The sequence below is a fragment of the Paracoccus broussonetiae genome (genome assembly GCF_031854425.1).
Lineage (GTDB): Bacteria > Pseudomonadota > Alphaproteobacteria > Rhodobacterales > Rhodobacteraceae > Paracoccus > Paracoccus broussonetiae.
In genome coordinates, this window is the sequence record NZ_JAVRQI010000019.1 from 54,876 (window position 1) to 71,567 (window position 16,692).

Annotated in this window: 14 protein-coding genes; all 14 read left to right on the top strand. The window is 64.8% G+C overall.

What is annotated here, in order from left to right; translation table 11 throughout:
- Positions 1-75: 75 nt before the first annotated feature.
- The 14 genes from RM190_RS20380 to RM190_RS20445 all read left to right on the top strand — a co-directional run bounded on the left by RM190_RS20380 (position 76) and on the right by RM190_RS20445 (position 16,691).
- Positions 76-1,686, top strand: coding sequence for an ABC transporter substrate-binding protein (locus RM190_RS20380; RefSeq protein ID WP_311761316.1), 1,611 nt, complete (start codon positions 76-78; stop codon positions 1,684-1,686).
- A gap of 176 nt (positions 1,687-1,862) precedes the next feature.
- Positions 1,863-3,434, top strand: a complete 1,572-nt coding sequence (locus RM190_RS20385) for an ABC transporter substrate-binding protein (RefSeq protein ID WP_311761317.1) — start codon at positions 1,863-1,865, stop codon at positions 3,432-3,434.
- Positions 3,435-3,480: 46 nt separating this feature from the next.
- A complete protein-coding gene (locus RM190_RS20390) occupies positions 3,481-4,371 on the top strand; it encodes an alpha/beta hydrolase (protein ID WP_311761318.1) in 891 nt (296 codons plus the stop codon).
- Between the two features lie 64 nt (positions 4,372-4,435).
- Positions 4,436-5,353 carry an ABC transporter permease gene (locus tag RM190_RS20395; protein WP_311761319.1) on the top strand — a complete coding sequence of 306 codons (918 nt, stop codon included), beginning with the start codon at positions 4,436-4,438 and terminating at the stop codon, positions 5,351-5,353.
- Positions 5,354-5,402: 49 nt separating this feature from the next.
- Positions 5,403-6,299 (top strand): ABC transporter permease, encoded by an 897-nt coding sequence (locus RM190_RS20400; protein ID WP_311761320.1) that lies wholly within the window; start codon positions 5,403-5,405, stop codon positions 6,297-6,299.
- Between the two features lie 2 nt (positions 6,300-6,301).
- Positions 6,302-7,285, top strand: a complete 984-nt coding sequence (locus RM190_RS20405; RefSeq protein WP_311761321.1) for an ABC transporter ATP-binding protein — start codon at positions 6,302-6,304, stop codon at positions 7,283-7,285.
- Positions 7,278-8,261 (top strand): ABC transporter ATP-binding protein, encoded by a 984-nt coding sequence (locus tag RM190_RS20410; protein ID WP_311761322.1) that lies wholly within the window; start codon positions 7,278-7,280, stop codon positions 8,259-8,261. Before RM190_RS20405 ends, RM190_RS20410 begins: the two co-directional genes overlap by 8 nt.
- A 27-nt stretch (positions 8,262-8,288) precedes the next feature.
- Positions 8,289-9,509, top strand: a complete 1,221-nt coding sequence (locus RM190_RS20415; RefSeq protein WP_311761323.1) for an MFS transporter — start codon at positions 8,289-8,291, stop codon at positions 9,507-9,509.
- A 212-nt stretch (positions 9,510-9,721) separates the two neighbouring features.
- The gene (locus tag RM190_RS20420) at positions 9,722-10,762 is read left to right on the top strand and encodes a Bug family tripartite tricarboxylate transporter substrate binding protein (protein WP_311761324.1); all 1,041 of its coding nucleotides are present in this window, start codon (positions 9,722-9,724) and stop codon (positions 10,760-10,762) included.
- 66 nt (positions 10,763-10,828) lie between these two features.
- Positions 10,829-11,863, top strand: coding sequence for a Bug family tripartite tricarboxylate transporter substrate binding protein (locus tag RM190_RS20425; protein WP_311761325.1), 1,035 nt, complete (start codon positions 10,829-10,831; stop codon positions 11,861-11,863).
- Between the two features lie 57 nt (positions 11,864-11,920).
- Entirely contained in the window at positions 11,921-12,823 is a 903-nt protein-coding gene (locus RM190_RS20430) for a hypothetical protein (RefSeq protein ID WP_311761326.1), read from the top strand.
- A 12-nt stretch (positions 12,824-12,835) separates the two neighbouring features.
- Entirely contained in the window at positions 12,836-13,660 is an 825-nt protein-coding gene (locus RM190_RS20435; RefSeq protein WP_311761327.1) for an MBL fold metallo-hydrolase, read from the top strand.
- On the top strand, positions 13,657-14,550 hold the full coding sequence (locus tag RM190_RS20440; protein WP_311761328.1) for an MBL fold metallo-hydrolase: 894 nt from the start codon (positions 13,657-13,659) through the stop codon (positions 14,548-14,550). The genes RM190_RS20435 and RM190_RS20440 overlap by 4 nt, the downstream gene beginning before the upstream one ends.
- Positions 14,551-14,645: 95 nt before the next feature.
- A complete protein-coding gene (locus RM190_RS20445; protein ID WP_311761329.1) occupies positions 14,646-16,691 on the top strand; it encodes a tripartite tricarboxylate transporter permease in 2,046 nt (681 codons plus the stop codon).
- The last annotated feature ends 1 nt before the right edge of the window (position 16,692 follow it).

A 16,692-nucleotide genomic window follows, 5' to 3' on the forward strand; every position in this document is an offset into this window, starting at 1 on the left:
TGCCCTGCCGAGACGACCTTGGGCGCCGGTCTGACCGGAGCCGTCCCGATATGCATTGCTGGGAGGAGCGCGCATATGGAAAGGATCTTGCAGAAGACGAACGGGCAGGGCGGCGGCATGGGGAAACGGACATTCCTCAGGCTTTCCGCCGCAAGTCTGGGCCTTGCCGCCGCGGCGGATATCACCGGCGGCGCGCTGATGGCGGCCGAGCCGGAGGGGGAGGGCCTCGTCATCGCGCTCAGGCGGCTTGGCTTTCTGGTTCCCAATCCGCTGCGGGAAAGCGGCGGCTCGATGGAATATCTTCCGCTGATCTATGACCGGCTGGTCGCACCCGATCCCGACGGCAACCTGTCGAAGGAGAGGGGGATCGCCGAGGATTGGGACATGTCGCCCGACGGCAAGACCTGGACCTTCCACATCAGGCGCGGCGTCACGTTCCACGATGGCAGCGACGTTACCGCCGAGGATGCGAAATTCAGCATGGAGGCGGCGATCGGGCCCAACTCCCGCTCGTCCCGGGCGGCCGAGATGCGGGAATTGCTGGCCGGGATCGACGTCGTCGATCCTTATACGCTGGTCGTGCGCTGCAACCGGCCTTTCCTCGATCTGGCCGCGTTTTGTTCCAACCGGTCGGGCATCATCCTGCCGAAGGCCTATTACGAGACGGTCGGCGACGATGCCTTCACCGACCGTCCGATCGGCAGCGGTCCCTATCGCTTTTCATCCGTCGTGGTCGGATCGGAAATCCGGTTGGAAGCGATCGACCATCATTGGCGTGACGGCAAGCCGCGCTTCGGGTCGCTGAAGCTGCTGATGATCCCGGAGGAGGCGACCTCGATCGCGATGCTGACGACCGGGGCGGCCGATATCACCACTGTCGGGCGCGACAAGGTCGCCCAGATCGAGGGGGCGGGGCTGAAGACGATCCGCAAGACCAATGCCGCGATCATGAATTTCCGGCCGAACATGCAATGGACCTCGCCGGCATTCTCCGACATCCGCTTTCGAAAGGCGCTGAACCTCGCGATCGACAAGGCGGCGATCATGGCGACCGTGTTCGACGGTCAGGCGACGCCCACGACGACCTGGCCGGGCAGCGTCATCAGGGTCGCGGGAACCATCCCCGAGCTTGCCCCATACGGCTACGACCCGGCCGAGGCGCAACGGCTGATCCGCGAGGCGGGTTTCGAGGGCTACGAGTTCCGCGTCCCGAGCTATCAGCGCACGCTGGCGCCCGAGTTCCCGGTGCTGGTCGAGGCGGTCGTCGGCTATTGGCAGGCGGTCGGTCTCAGCCCGGTCATCTACAATACCGACTTCACCTCGTTCCAGGCGGATTGGCGGGCCGGCAAGGTCGAGGGGAACGTGATGGGGACCGACGGTGTCACCGATCCCAGCGCCTACGACATTCTCGACGCGATGAAGCTTTACCTGCATTCCTCGTCCGGCAGGACCATCATCCGGGACGCCGGGCTTGACGCAATGCTGGACGAGGCATCGGTGAGCCTCGATCAGGACCGGATCAACGAATTGCTCGGGCAGGTCTACCAGCGGATCTACGACCAGTATTACTTTGTGCCGATCTGCGAAATCAGCGAGATCATCGCCACCACGCCGCGGACGCCGGACTGGTCTCCGGGCCAGTTGAGCGAGGAGCACATGTTCTATGACCTGACCCGGCAGGGATAGGGGTCATGCGAAAGCTCACGGAAACGCGAGCGGATTGAGGACAAAAAATCAATAGTAATCGGGCGAAAGCTTATGTTGAGCGACATGATTTTTGCCCCAAGACTGGGCCTTGCCGACCGCCGGAGGGGAAGAGGACCGACGGGCAAGAACATGTGGTTGGAGGAGGAATGTGTGCCATGAATCTGAAATCTCTGTTCGGCATGACTGCAATGGCGGTCTTTGCAGCCACGGCCCTGCCGGGGGACACGCTTGCCCAGCAAGCCGCCCCGGAAGGCGAGATCATCACCCTCGGCGCCGGCTTCGGAAGCGAGATCCCGGTCCCGCGTCTGGCTCTCGGGCAGGCCAATGACTACACGCAGCTGCTTTATGACGCGCTGATCGGGGTCGCGCCCGATGGCAGCTTCGATCCCGCCCGGGGGCTGGCCGAGAAATGGGAAATGACGGATGAGCTGACCTGGACGTTCCATATCCGGCAGGGGGTCAAGTTCCATAACGGCGACGACCTGACCGCGAAGGATGTCGCCTTCAGCATCTGGCAGACGGCCGAGCCGGATTCGCGCAGCGGTTACGCCGACTATATCCGCGAGACGATCAAGAGCATCGACACCCCGGACGATTACACGGTGGTCGTGCATCTGAACAAACCCTCGATCTATCTCGACCGCTATTTCACCGGCTCGCTCGCCATGGTGATCCCCAGGGACTATTACGAGAAGGTCGGGCCGGACGAGTTCGCCAAGCATCCCGTCGGCAGCGGCCCCTATAAATGGCACTCGCAAAGCGCGGGGTCCTTCATCAAGCTGGAGGCCCTGCCGAACCATTGGCAGGTCGGCGTCCCGCGCTTCCAATACATGACCTTCCAGATCGTCCCCGAGGAAGCCACCCGCGTCGCCAAGCTGGAAACCGGCGAAGGCGACATCACCGAGATCAGCCGCTTTCGCGTCAAGGACCTGCAGGAAGAGGGCTTCAAGGTGCTGACCAAGCCCGGCGACACGCTGCTGAACATCCGCGGAGAGATGCAATGGACCAGCCCGGCCCTGAAGGACAAGCGGTTCCGTCAGGCGCTGGATCTGGCTATCGACAAGCAGGCCATCCTTGACGGCATCTTCGGCGGCATGGGTCGCCTCGCCGTCAGCTATCCGGGCAGCATCGTCGACACCTGCGCGCAGATCCCCGCGCTGGAGCCGCGCGGCTACGATCCCGAGGAGGCGGCGCGCCTGATCCAGGAGGCCGGGCTGTCGGGCTATACCTTCACCGTCCCGAACATGAACCGCGCGGGCGTCCCCGAGCTTGCGCAGGTGGTCGAGGTGGTCGTGGGCTACTGGCAGGCCATCGGCCTCAATCCGGTCATCCGCAACACCACCTACGAGGCCTACCGCTCGCAGAAGCGGAATGGCGATGTCGGAAACCATGTGGTCGTCATGGACAACAGCGCCGCTGAATCCTGCAAGAGCATCCTGCACGAATTGGCCGCGCGCTTCGATTCCGACTATGACTCCGGGGCAAATATCAAGGCCGAGGACCATCCCGAACTGGCCGCGATGTTCCGCGAGGCGCTGGAAACCACCGACGACAAGGTCGTCCAGGCGCGGGTCTCGGATATCTATCAGAACATCTATGACAACTGGTTCAGCACCGTCATCGCGGAGCTGGATCTTGCGGTCGCCACCAGCGCGAATGTGCCGGAATGGGATCTCGGCCGGGCCAAGACCGGCAACAACTATCGCGGGCTGGTGACCCGCCCCTGATTTCCCGGCTGATCGCCGGAACGCAAAACCAGTCTGGAGACTGAATATGGAAGAAAAGATCCACTTCTACAGCGATTGCCTGAAGATCGCCGGCACGTTTCGCGCGCCCGACAGTCGCAAGAAAGGCGAGCGCCTGCCCTGCATCATCGGCATCCATGGCGGGTCGGGCACGAGCACGGCCAATGCGCTGAAGATCATCGGCGGCGAGCTGAGCGAGGCGGGCTACTGCTTCCTGACCTTTCACCACCGCGGCTTCGGCGAGAGCGAGGGGATACGCGGCCGCAGCATCTGGCAGAACCGCTTCCGCGACATCGAGGATGCGATCACCTATGCCCAGCAGCGCCCCGAAGTCGATCCCGAGCGCATCGGCCTGATCGGGCTTTCCATCGGTGGCGCTTATGCCGTCTACACCGCAGGCGTGGACGAGCGCGTGAAATGCGCGGTCGAGGTCGGCGGCATGGGCGATGGCGAACGGCGCTTCAGGCTTCGCATGCCCTATTACGAATTCCTCGAACTTCAGGACCAGATCAAGGAGGACCGCATCCGCCGCGTGATGACCGGAGAGTCGAAGCGCCGGGCCTATCGCGGCAACGAATATCTCGGCCCGGAGCATGAGGAGCTGCGCAAGAAGTCCAAGGACAAGGAGACCTACAACAAGGAAGGTTACCCGCTCGAGAACACCGACAACCTGATGTCGTTCAGGCCGGAATCGGTGGTCCACCAGATCTCGCCCCGCGCCATCCTGTTCGTGAATGCCGAGCGCGATGCCATCGTTCCGGTGGACGAGGCGCGCAGCATGTATGCCAAGGCGGGCGAGCCGAAAAAGCTGATGGTCATTCCCGGCTCGGGTCATGGCGAGGTCTATCCGGCGAACAATCCCGAAGTCTTTGCCAGCATCATGCAGGAAAGCCTCGACTGGTATGCCCGCCACCTCTGACGGGTGAGGCCCATGCGCGGCGCATCCCGCCGCGCGGCATGACCTGGAGGGAGGAGTCAGGAGAATGCACCGTTTCATCATCCGGCGGGTTTTTCAGGCGCTGATCGCGCTGTTCCTGCTGTCGATCGCCATCTTCTTTACCAGCCGGCTGACCGGAAGCCCCTGCGATGTGATGCTGCCGCCCGAGGCGCGCGAGGCGGATTTCGCCCTTTGCGAGCAAAGCCTGAAACTCGACAGCCCGATCTGGATGCAATACCTCGCCTGGCTGGGCGGCGTGCTTCAGGGCGATTTCGGCCGGGCCTTCGTCACCGGGCAGCCGGTGATTGACCTGATCGCCGAGCGCCTGCCGAATTCCGCGAAGCTGGGCGTCGTCTCGGTGATCTTCACCACGCTCATCATGATCCCGATCGGGATCCTTGGCGCGGTGATCAAGGGAACGCGTTTCGACGTGGTACTGCGCACCGTCACCGCGGTCGGGCAGGCCTTGCCGACCTTCTGGCTCGGGATCCTGCTGATGTGGTTCTTCGCGGTCCACCTCAGATGGCTGCCGGTTTCAGGCATGGGAAGCTGGCAGAACTATGTCCTGCCGGTGGGCGCGATGGCCTGGACCACCATCGCCGCGCAGTCCCGGATGCTGCGCTCCAGCATGCTGGAGGTGATGGACAGCGAATTCGTCAAGCTGGCCCGGGTGAAGGGCGCCTCGGAATCCTCGGTTATCTTCAAGCACGCCTTCCGCAATGCGCTGATCCCGGTCACGACGATGGTGGGCATGCATTTCGGAAACATCATCACCGGCGCCATGATCGCCGAGGTGGTCTTCGCATGGCCCGGCATCGGGCGGCTGCTCTACGAAGGCATCAGCACGCGCGACTTCCCGCTGGTGCAGGCCTGCGTGCTGGTGGTCAGCGCGATCACCATCACCTTCAACCTGCTGGTCGATATCCTCTACGCCTACATCGATCCCCGTATCCGCTACGACTAGGCCACGCTGCCTCGCAGCCGGCGCATGCGAATGCGCAAGGAGACCCAGAATGTCACAATCCGTCGACGACCGTTCCATCCCTTACCGGCCACCGGGCCGGGGCAGGCGGGCGTTCAGCCTGCTTGCGGGGGCGCCTATCATTTCGCTGCTCATCATCGGCCTTTTCGTCCTTGCGGCCATCTTCGCGAATTTCCTGACACCCTATTCGCCGACGCAGCCCAACCTCGCGCTGCGCCTGCTGCCGCCGTTCTGGGTCAAGGGCGGGCAGCTCGCCCACCCCCTCGGCACCGACCTCTTGGGGCGCGACATGCTGACCCGGATCATGTATGGCGCGCGCGTCTCGCTGACCGTCGCGGTGGCGGTCATCCTCGTAGCCAAGACCATCGGCGTCGTGGTCGGGATCACGGCCGGCTATTTCGGCGGCTGGGTAGACGCGGCGCTGATGCGCCTTGCCGATGCCACGCTGGCCTTTCCGGGCATCCTCTTTGCCATCGTGCTGGTCGTCGCGCTGGGGGCGGGCCTCTGGAATGTGGTCCTCGCCATCAGCCTGCTTGACTGGGCGGGAACCTCGCGGGTGATTCGGGGCGAGGTGCTGTCGCTAAAGAACCGCGATTTTGTCGCGCAGGCCAAGGTCGCGGGCTGTTCGCCCCTGCGGATCATGGCGGTGCATCTGTTCCCGAACATCATCAATACGCTGATCGTGCTCAGCACGCTTCAGGTCGGCAGCGTGATCCTGGCCGAGGCCTCGCTCAGCTTTCTTGGCGCGGGCGTTCCGGCTCCGGCCCCTGCCTGGGGGCAAATGGTCTCGGGCGGTAAGGCATACCTGACCACGGCATGGTGGCTCGCCTTCTTTCCCGGCATGGCGATCGTGCTGGTGGTCCTTGCCTTCAACATGCTGGGCGACTGGCTGCGCGACGTCCTCGATCCCAAGATGCGGCAGGTGTGAGCATGACCAGACCCATTCTGGAGGTTAGGGATCTTCGCGCCCATCTGATGCTGCGGCGGGGCGCGGTCAAGGCGGTGGACGGGGTCAGCTTCGACCTGCATCCCGGCGAGACGCTGGGCATCGTGGGCGAATCCGGCTCGGGCAAGACGATGATGGGCCTTTCCCTGCTGCGGCTGCTGCCACGACCGGCCGGGCGCATCGTCGGCGGCAGCGTGATCTTCGACGGCGAGGATCTGCTGGCCAAGTCCGAGCGCGAGATGCGGGCCTATCGCGGCAGCCGGATCTCGATGCTGCTGCAGGATCCGATGACTTCGCTGAACCCGGTATTTCGCATCGGCAATCAGGTGGCCGAGCCGCTGACCATCCATCAGAATCTGGCCGGGCGCGGCTTGCGCGACAAGGTCAGGGAGCTTTTGCGCCTTGTCCGCATTCCCGCGCCCGAAGCGCGCATGTCCGACTATCCCCACCAGATGAGCGGGGGCATGCGCCAGCGCGTCGTCGGCGCGATAGGTCTCGCCTGCCAGCCGCAGGTCTTGATCGCGGACGAACCGACCACCGCGCTCGACGTGACGATCCAGTCGCAATACCTGCGCCTCCTGAAGGAGATTCAGCAGGAAACCGGGGTCGCCATCATCTTCATCACCCATGACCTCGGCGTCGTGGCGCGGATGTGCCACCGGGTCGCCGTGATGTATGCCGGTCGCATCGTCGAGATCGCGCCGGTGCGCGACCTGTTCAACAACCCTCAGCATCCCTACACGGTGGCGCTGCTCAGGTCGCTGCCGAAGCTCGAGGAACGGGCCGAGACACTCTATGCGATCGGGGGGCAACCGCCGTCGCTGATGAACCTTCCCAAGGGTTGCGCATTCACCGCGCGCTGCGGCCTCGCCAATGCCCGCTGCCGGGAGGCTTACCCGCCGCAGATCGACATTGCCCGTGGGCATATGGCGCGTTGCTGGCGAACGGAGGAAAAGGCCCATGTCTGACGTCATCCTTGAGGCCCGTGAGATCAGGAAGCATTTCCCCGTCAGTCGCGGCGGTCTGGTCGCGCCGCAAAAGGGCGTGCTGAAGGCGGTGGACGGCGTCTCGTTCTCGATCGCCGAGGGCGAGACGCTGGGGCTGGTGGGCGAATCCGGCTGCGGGAAAAGCACGACCTCGAAACTGATCCTGCTGCTTGAGGCCCTGTCGGACGGCGCGATCAGTTTTCGCGGCAAGGACGTGACCCAATTCACCTCCGAGGACCGCCGGGCCTATCGCCGCGCGGTCCAGGCCGTCTTTCAGGACCCCTACAGCTCGCTCAGCCCGCGGATGCGGATCGGCGACATCGTGGGCGAGCCGGTTCGCGTCAACACGCGGGTCCGGGGCGCGGAACTGAAGGGGCGGGTCAGGAAGGTTCTGAACGACGTGGGACTGAGCGATCCCTCGGTCTCCGCGAACTATCCGCATGAATTCAGCGGTGGCCAGCGCCAGCGGATCGCGATCGCGCGCGCGCTGGCACTGGAGCCCGACATGATCGTGCTGGACGAGCCGGTCTCGGCGCTGGACGTATCGATCCGGGCGCAGATCATGAACCTGCTGAAGGAATTGCAGCAGAGCCGGGGCGTCGCCTATCTGCTGATCGCCCACGACCTTGCGGTCGTGCGCCACATGAGCAACCGGATCGGCGTCATGTATCTTGGCAAGCTGGTCGAGATCGCGGAAAGTGACGAGCTTTCGCTGCATCCGCTGCATCCCTATACGCAGGCGCTCTATTCGGCGGCGCTGCCCTCGCACCCGGATATCCCGACAAGCGAGATCATCCTGACCGGCGAGGTTCCAAGCCCGCTCGACCCGCCGTCGGGTTGTCCGTTCCGCACGCGCTGCGCCCATGCCATGCCGGTCTGCGCCGAAGTTCCGCCGCCCCTGCGCGAGGCCGCGTCCGGCCATTGCGTCGCCTGCCACCTCTATGCAAGTCCGAACTGAGCACTGCCCGGAGAAATCTGCCTCATCATGCTGAAAGCCGCGTTTGCCGCACTGAAACACCGCAACTACCGCCTGCTGTGGATCGGGACGCTGCTTTCAAATACCGGAGACCGCATCGACCAGCTGGCGCTGAACTGGCTGGTCTATGACATGACCGGATCGGCCTATTACCTCGCCCTCGTCAACCTGTGCCGGGGCATACCCATGGTGCTGTTCACGCTGCTCGGCGGCGCCTTTGCCGACCGGACCGAGCGGCGCGCGATGATGCTGGTCACGCAAAGCTGCGCGATGGTGCTGGCGCTGCTGCTGGCAGGCATCGTCGCCACGGGATCCTCGAACATCTGGGCCGTGCTGCTGGTGGCGGCGGGTCGGGGCGCGGTCGTCGCCTTCAACATGCCGACCCGCCATTCGATGATCGGCGAGCTTGTCCCGCGCGAGGACATGGCGAATGCGGTCGCGCTGAACTCGCTGACCATGAACATGACCAAGATCGTCGGTCCCGCGCTCGCGGGTCTCATCATCAGCACGCTCGGCACGCTCGCCTGTTTCCTGATCAACGCGGTCAGCTTCGTCTTTGTCCTGGCGACGCTGGTGGCCATGCGCTTTCCGCCGGCGGTCGTCGATCCCGCCGCCGCGCCGCGCCGCAACATCTGGCGCAGCATTCTGGAAGGTTTCGCCTATATCCGGCAGGACAGGACGGTCATGACGCTTCTGCTGATCGCCATGGTCCCCACCTTTTTCGGGCAGTCCTTCGTGACACTGCTGGTCGTCTTCGTGCAGGAGGTGTTTTTCGTCGGTCCCGAGGGGCTGGGCCTGCTCACCTCCTGCGTCGCGGTCGGCTCGGTCCTTGGCGCCTTCGCGATGGCCGCCCGGTCGCGCCGCCTGATCCGGGGCGTCACGATGATGCGCTGGCTGCTTGCCTTCGGCGCGGCGCTGCTGGCTTTCGGCTACAACACCTCGTTCCCGATCGCGCCCTTGATCCTTGCGGTGGCGGGGATGGCGCAGGTCACCTATTCGGCCACGAACAACACCCTGCTGCAACTGCGCCTGCCCGATCAGTTGCGCGGGCGGGTCATGTCGATCATGCTGCTGAACCGCGCGCTGGTCCCGCTCGGCGGCGCGACCGCGGCCACGCTGTCCCAGCATTTCGGCCCCGGTCCGGTCATGATCGGCTTCGGAGGGCTGATCATCGTCTTTGCGGGCCTGATCCTGCTCTTCTACCCCCCGATCGGCCGGATCACCGGCTAGGCATCGGCCCTGCCGCCATTTGTGCAAAAAGTTCAGAAGTGCTTCGACCATTTGGAACGCCGGACGCAGGAAAGACCGGTCTAGACTGACCGGACAGCGCCAGAGTCGCCCCGTCGCGACCCCCGCGCCAAGAGAGGACCGAAGTCCTGATGCGGCCAACCGGGAAGAGGAGCCCGGCCCGCATCCCGCCAAAAGGCAAAGGGAGGAAAGACATGCACTATTCCTGGAAGGCCGGATTGCTTGCCGGCGTGCTCGCCACGCAAGCTTCCTTCGCGACGATGGCGGCCGCCGAGACCGCCGAAGAATTTTACGACAGGCACGACATCACCCTGATCGTCGGTGCGGCGGCAGGGGGCGGGGCGGATTTCTATGCCCGCCAGTTCGTGCCCATGCTGGAAAAGCACATTCCCGGTCATCCCCGGATCATCGTGCAGAACCTGCCGGGGGCAAGCGGAATGACCGCGGCGATCCAGTTGCAGAACTCGGCGCCGCGCGACGGCACGGTCATCGCCATGCTGCAGCGCAACAACCTCTACCTGCCGCTGGTTTCGCAGGTCTCGGTCGAGTTCGACCCGCGCGAGGTGAACTGGCTGGGCAGCCTCAACAAGGAAATCTACACCGTCGCCGTGATGTCGGATTCCGAGGCCAAGACGGCCGATGACCTGTTCAAGGTCGCGGTGCCGACCGGGGCCACTTCCTATGCGAACGAGAACCGGGTGATCCCGGCCCTGATGAACCAGTATTACGGCACCAAGTTCGAGATCATCACCGGCTATGAGGGCGCGGACGCCATGACCCTCGCGCTTGAGCGGGGCGAGATCGAGGCCCGGATGCTGCCGGTCGACAACCTTCTGGGCTATGGCAACGAAGCCCCCTGGTTCAAGGAGGGCCGGATCAAGGTCCTGATGCAGACCGCCGTGAACCCCAGCTCGCAGATCCCGGATGCACCGAACCTGCTGGACTTCACCAAGGACCCCGAGATCAAGGCCCTGACCGAATTCGTGCTGCTGCCGATGGAGGCGGGGCGTCCCTTTGCCGCCCCCCCGGACGTGCCCGCGGAACGGCTTGAGGCGCTGCAAAAGGCCTTTGTCGATGCGGCGGGCGATCCCGAATATGTCGCCCAGATGGAGAAGATCGCGAATACGCCGACGCCCATATCGGGGCCCGACGTGACGAAGATCGTCGAGCAACTCTATGGCGCGTCCGATACCGTTCTGAACAGCGCCCGGGCGCTGGTGAACCCGCCGAGCTGACCAGCCGGCCCGTCCGTGGGCTACCCCTCGGACGGCCGTCGCGTCACCGCAACCCGGAGCAATCCCATGAGATTTTCGAAGGCCCTGATTCTGGCCGCTGTCACCACCTGGCTTGGCCCCGCCTGGACGGCGACGGCGCAAACTGTCGAGGAATTCTATGCCCGCACGCCCCTGACCATCGTGGTCAGCGCCGCGGCGGGCGGAGGGTCCGACAACTGGGTTCGCCAGTTCGCGCCCTTCCTGCAAAAGCACCTGGAAGGCAATCCCCGGATCGTCGTCACCAACAATCCCGGCGCCAGCGGCATGACCGCCGCCATCCGGCTGCAGACGAATACCCCGGCCGATGGCAGCGTGATCGCGCTGCTGCAACGCAACAACCTCTATTTTCCGCTGGTCTCGGATGTCGAGATGGAATTCGACCCGTCGAAGGTCAACTGGGTCGGCAGCCTGAACAGGGAAAGCTATGGCGTCCTCGTCGGGCCGAATGCCGGGATCAAGAGCCATGAGGACCTGTTCAAGAAGCCGCTGAAGATCAGCGCCACCTCGTTTGCGAACGAGAACCGGGTGATGCCGGCGATGATGAACCAGTATTACGGCACCAAGTTCGAGATCGTGCAGGGCTATGACGGCTCGCCCGCGATGAGCCTTGCCCTTGAACGCGGCGAGGTGGACGGGCGTCTGGTTTCCCTAGACTTCCTGATGGCATTCGCGCCGGAAAAGCCGTGGCTTGCGGATGGGCGGGCGGCGATGGTCCTGACCACCGCCATGCAGCGCAGCGAGGATTTCCCCGAGGTGCCCACCATCCTCGAACTGACGGAAGATCCCGAACTCAAGGCATTGAGCGAGTTCATGATGTTGCCGATGGAGGCGGGTCTTCCCTTCGCCGCCCCGCCGGACATTCCCGAGGATCGCCTTGCCGCCTTGCGCAAGGCGTTCATGGCGGCCGCGACCGATCCCGAATATCTGGCCGCCGCCAAGGCGCAGGGATCGCAACCGAAGCCGATCACCGGCGAGGAGGTCGCAAGGATCGTGGACCGGCTTTACGCCACCGACGCGGCGACGCTGGCCAAGGTCCGGGCGCTGATCAACCCACCCAAATGAACGGCCGCGCTGTCGGGTCCGTCGCGACCCGAGAGCCGCCTTTCCGAAAGGATCGCCATGCAAAGCGACACTGACTTCGCGTCGGAGCCGGGGCCCGTCACCACTTTGGCCGAGGGCAAGGCCTATGCGCTGCACAACGTCATCGTGCTGGATGGCCGCGTCGGCCATTATCCGATCAGCGCCCGCGGCTATGCGCCCTGCAACTGCTACCTGCTGAAGGAGCCGGACGCGGCGCTGCTTCTGGATACCGGTTTCGGGATTCACCGCGATGCGATGATCGCGCAGATCGGCGGGCTGCTTGATCCGGGCACCGCGCTGTCGATGAGCGTGATGCGGCTCAACGACTATCTCTCGGTCGGCAACGCGGTTCCGATCGCGCGCCGCTTCGGCATCCGCAAGCTCTACGCGACGATCCAGACCGCCGCCGGGTCGCTGGATTTCGAATCCCGCAACGCCGCCGAGGCAGAGGCGAACCGCGCCTTGATGCCGGTCGAGCAGATCACCGGCAACGAATGGATCAACCTTGGGCAGCAGGGCAGGCGGATCAAGTTCAACCAGTCGCCGCTGCGCCTGATCAACACGCGCTGGATCTATGACCCGCTGTCGCGCGCCCTCTTCTCGTCGGACATGTTCGCCCATAGCTGGTCCGCGACGCCCCGCGACGACTGGACGCTGACCGCCGCGACCGACACCACGACCGAGGCGGGCGTGCGCCGCTTCATGCTCAGCACGCGCTATTGGTGGCTGGAGGGCGCCCGGACGGACGAACTTCGCCGCGAGCTGGCGCGCATCTTCGACAGCTACCCGATCGAGACCATCGCGCCGGGCTATGGCTTCATCCTGAAAGGCCCGGAGATCGTCGAGCGGCACTACCGCATGCTCGACGAGGTGTTGCGCAAGCTGGACCAGAGCCGCACGCCCCCCCGCTATGTCGCCCATAACGAGGACCACTATGTCTGAAGGAATCCGTCGATGAGCAGCCTTCCGCGCGAGATCGCGCCCGGCGTCTTCTGGATCGGCGATTGCCAGATCCAGCGCGTCCGCGGCAAGGTCTATCATGGCTACAACGCCGCCTTCATCGTCTGCGGCGAGGATGCGTCCTGCCTGATCGAGACCGGTGCACCCAAGGACTATCCCGTTCTGTCGCGCCATATCGACGCGGTGCTGGGCGATGGCCGCCGCCCGCCCCTGAAGCACCTGTTCCTGACCCATCAGGAGACGCCCCATGCCGGCAGCCTCGGCCGCCTGCTGGACCGCTTCCCCGAGATGGTGCTGCATGGCGATGTCAGCGATTATCACCTGGCCTTCCCGGAACATGCCGGGCGGTTGCACCACATGACCGTGGGGGAGGAGATCGACCTGGGCGGCCGCCGCCTCGTCACGCTGGATTCGGTCATCCGCGACCTGCGCTCGACCCTCTGGCTGTTCGATCCCGCCCACAAGGTCCTCTTTCCGGGGGACGGGCTGGCCTACAGCCATTTCCATACCGAAGGGCATTGCGGGTTGATGGCCGAGGAATGCGAGAACCTGGACCTGAAGGATGTCTCGGCCGTCTATGCCGAGCGGGCGCTGTTCTGGACCAAGTTCGTAGACATGAACATCTATATCCGCGAGTTCCAGCGCATGGTGGACAGGCTTGGCGTCCGCGTCATCGCGCCGACCCATGGCCTGCCGGTCGGCGACATCCCCCGCACCTTGCCCGCGGTGATGGAGGGCCTGCTGTTTGGCGCCGAGGCCAAGATGACCGCGCATGGGGATCTGCTGCAGGTCTCCGCCGCAGGGCAGGGGTCGTCATGAGCCGGACCGAACCGATGACGCCCCTGAACCCTTCGGGCGCGCCGTTCCATAGGGCGAAATTCGGCGAGATCGAAATCTGCACGGTATTCGAAGGCAGCGCCGCCCGCCCGATCAGCCCGGATTTCTTTCGCAATGTCGCGTTGGGCGAGGTGCAGGATGCACTGAAGGCGGGGGGCTTCGCACGCGACGCCATCCCGAACAGCTATACCGTCACGATTGCCCGGATCGGCGGGCGGCTGGTGATGTTCGACACGGGCTTTGGCGAACATGCCGGCCCGCAGGGTGGTTGGCTGCGCCGGAACATGCAGGCGGCGGGAATCGCGCCCGCCGACCTCTCGGCCATCGTCATCACCCATTATCACCCCGACCACATCCACGGGCTGATGACGAAATCTCTGGAACAGGTCTATCCCGACCTGCCGATCCACGTGCCCGCCGCCGAGCATGACTTCTGGTCCGACCCGGCAAACGAGACGCGGATGCCGCCGTCGCGGCTGGCGCTGGCGCGGCGGGTGCGGGCGACCATGGCGGGCTGGCCGAACCTTGTGCCCTATGCCGACGGGGACGAGGTCCTGCCGGGCATCCGCGCCGTGGCGAGCCCCGGCCATTCGGCGGGGCACAGCAGCCTCTTGCTGGGTTCCGGCAACCATCAGGTCATGGTGCTGGGCGACGTGACCAATATCCCCAGCTTCAACATGCGCCATCCGGGCTGGCACCTCGCGGCGGATGACGACCCGCAGCTTGCCGAGGCGACGCGCCGAAGCATGCTTGCCCGGCTGGCGGCCGAACGCATCCCCTGCACCGGCTATCATTGGGGAATGCCCGGCATCGGCCATGTCTCCGCCTGCGGCGATGGCGGCTATCAACTGGAAGTCGGCGCCATGGACTAGCTTTCTCCGACCCGATGCGTGGGCGGGGGCAAGGCTCCGTCGCCCGGAATGAAACAAGGCTTCTTGCGCCATGTTCACCCCATGGGAGGGGAAAGATGGAAGCGGTTGATTTCAGTGTAATCGACGCGGCGTTTCACGCCATGTCGATGGTGTTCATGCCGGACCGGCTGATGTTTCTGGTCCTTGGCGTGGTGATCGGGCTGGCCATCGGCCTCGTGCCGGGCATCGGCGGGCTCACGGGCTTCGCGATCCTCGTGCCCTTCACCTATACGATGGACCCGGTCGCGGCGATGGGGATGCTGCTGGGGATGCAGGCCGTCACCACCACCTCGGATTCGCTGCCCGCCGTGTTGCTGGGCGTGCCCGGCACGCAAAGCGCGCAGGCCCTGTGTCTCGACGGCCATGCCCTGGCCAAGAAGGGGCAGGCGGCGCGCGCATTGGCGGCGGGCTATACCTCATCCCTGCTCGGCGGGCTTGTGGGCGCGCTCATCCTCGCCTTCACGATCCCGGTGGTCCGGCCCTTCGTGCTGGCGATCGGGACGCCCGAGCTGCTGGCGATCACGGCGCTTGCGCTGGCGATGGTGGCCTCGCTGTCCGGTTCCGCGCCGCTCCGGGGCGTTTCCATCGCCTGCCTCGGCATCATGATCTCGATGATCGGGATCGATGCGCAGACCGCGCAGCGCCGCTGGACCGGCGAATGGGTCTATCTGTGGGACGGCGTGCCGATGATCCCGGTGATGCTGGGCCTTTTTGCCCTGCCGGAGCTTTGCGACCTCGCCATCGCCCGCAAGAAACCCGAGGACATCATCCAGTTCGACCCGCGCGAGGGCCGGCGGCAGGGCATTCTCGATGCCTTCCGCAACTGGTTCCTGATCGTGCGCTCCAGCTCCATCGCGGTGGTGCTGGGGGCGATTCCGGGCATCGCGGCCATCGAATGGATCGTCTATGGCCATGCGATGAAGACCGAGAAGGGGGCCTCCGAGACCTTCACCAAGGGCGATATCCGCGGCGTGATCGCCCCCGAGGCGGCGGCGAATGCCGATAACAGCGGCACGCTGGGCACCACGCTGGTCTTCGGCATCCCTGTCAGCGCGGCGATGGCGATCTTCATGGGGGCGATGATGGTGCATGGCATCATTCCCGGCCCCGACATGCTGACGCGAAACCTCGACATCACCTATTCGATGGTCTGGAGCCTCGTCCTCGCCAATGTCATCGCCACGCTGATCTGCATCTCGATGAGCGCGTCGCTGGCGCGGATCGCGACGCTGCGCCATACGCTGCTGCTGCCCGCGATCCTCGTCATCGTCTATATCGGCGCCTTCCAGGCCTCGCGCGACTGGGGCGACATGCTGGTGCTGCTGGTCGCGGGCCTCGTCGGCTGGACGATGAAGCGGCTTGGCTGGCCACGGCCACCGCTGGTGCTGGGGCTGGTGCTTGGGGCGCTGCTGGAACGCTATCTCGCGATCTCGATCATGCGCTATGGCGCCGACTGGATGATGCGGCCGGGCGTGATCATCATTCTGGGCGTCGCCGCGTTGATGCTGGTCCAGCCGCTGTTCTACGAAATCCGGCATTCGGGCCTGAGGGGGATGATCCCCTCCGGGCGACCGCATTTCCACGCCACGGACATGTTCTATGTCGTCCTGATCGCGGTTGCCGGCTTCATGATGTATGAGGCCTCGTTCTGGCCGCTGGCCGCGCGCGCCGGTCCCGAGATGGTCGGAACCGTGCTGCTTGCCGCCGCGGGGATAAGCTTCGTCCATTGCATCACCATGCGCGGGCGCGTCGCAGCCGGAGGCGCCGGGCGCGCCGCGCGGGGGATCTACATGGACCTCGCCTCGGACACGAACGGTCTTTCGACGCGGACGGTGATGGCGCGGGGTCTGCAATTCTTCGGCTGGTTCGTCCTGTTCATGGCGCTGATGGCGATGGTCGGGCTGATCCCGACGATTCCGATCTTCATCATCATCTACGTGCGGACGCAGGGGCGCGAACCGTGGCGGCTTACGCTGCTTTATGCGGCCACCGTGACGCTGTTCGTCTATATCGTCTTTGACCAGTTGATCCATGTCTACTGGCCTGCCACGCTGCTCGGCACGCTGTTTCCCGCGCTGCGCGGCTATGTTCCCTCGATCTAGG

Bases quoted from the DNA above. Each gene is read 5' to 3' on its own strand.
- RM190_RS20415 (WP_311761323.1), top strand. From the start codon at position 8,289: ATGCTGAAAGCCGCGTTTGCCGCACTGAAACACCGCAACTACCGCCTG.
- RM190_RS20420 (WP_311761324.1), top strand. From the start codon at position 9,722: ATGCACTATTCCTGGAAGGCCGGATTGCTTGCCGGCGTGCTCGCCACG.
- RM190_RS20430 (WP_311761326.1), top strand. From the start codon at position 11,921: ATGCAAAGCGACACTGACTTCGCGTCGGAGCCGGGGCCCGTCACCACT.
- RM190_RS20400 (WP_311761320.1), top strand. From the start codon at position 5,403: ATGTCACAATCCGTCGACGACCGTTCCATCCCTTACCGGCCACCGGGC.
- RM190_RS20410 (WP_311761322.1), top strand. From the start codon at position 7,278: ATGTCTGACGTCATCCTTGAGGCCCGTGAGATCAGGAAGCATTTCCCC.
- RM190_RS20390 (WP_311761318.1), top strand. From the start codon at position 3,481: ATGGAAGAAAAGATCCACTTCTACAGCGATTGCCTGAAGATCGCCGGC.
- RM190_RS20395 (WP_311761319.1), top strand. From the start codon at position 4,436: ATGCACCGTTTCATCATCCGGCGGGTTTTTCAGGCGCTGATCGCGCTG.
- RM190_RS20380 (WP_311761316.1), top strand. From the start codon at position 76: ATGGAAAGGATCTTGCAGAAGACGAACGGGCAGGGCGGCGGCATGGGG.
- RM190_RS20445 (WP_311761329.1), top strand. From the start codon at position 14,646: ATGGAAGCGGTTGATTTCAGTGTAATCGACGCGGCGTTTCACGCCATG.
- RM190_RS20440 (WP_311761328.1), top strand. From the start codon at position 13,657: ATGAGCCGGACCGAACCGATGACGCCCCTGAACCCTTCGGGCGCGCCG.
- RM190_RS20435 (WP_311761327.1), top strand. From the start codon at position 12,836: ATGAGCAGCCTTCCGCGCGAGATCGCGCCCGGCGTCTTCTGGATCGGC.
- RM190_RS20405 (WP_311761321.1), top strand. From the start codon at position 6,302: ATGACCAGACCCATTCTGGAGGTTAGGGATCTTCGCGCCCATCTGATG.
- RM190_RS20425 (WP_311761325.1), top strand. From the start codon at position 10,829: ATGAGATTTTCGAAGGCCCTGATTCTGGCCGCTGTCACCACCTGGCTT.
- RM190_RS20385 (WP_311761317.1), top strand. From the start codon at position 1,863: ATGAATCTGAAATCTCTGTTCGGCATGACTGCAATGGCGGTCTTTGCA.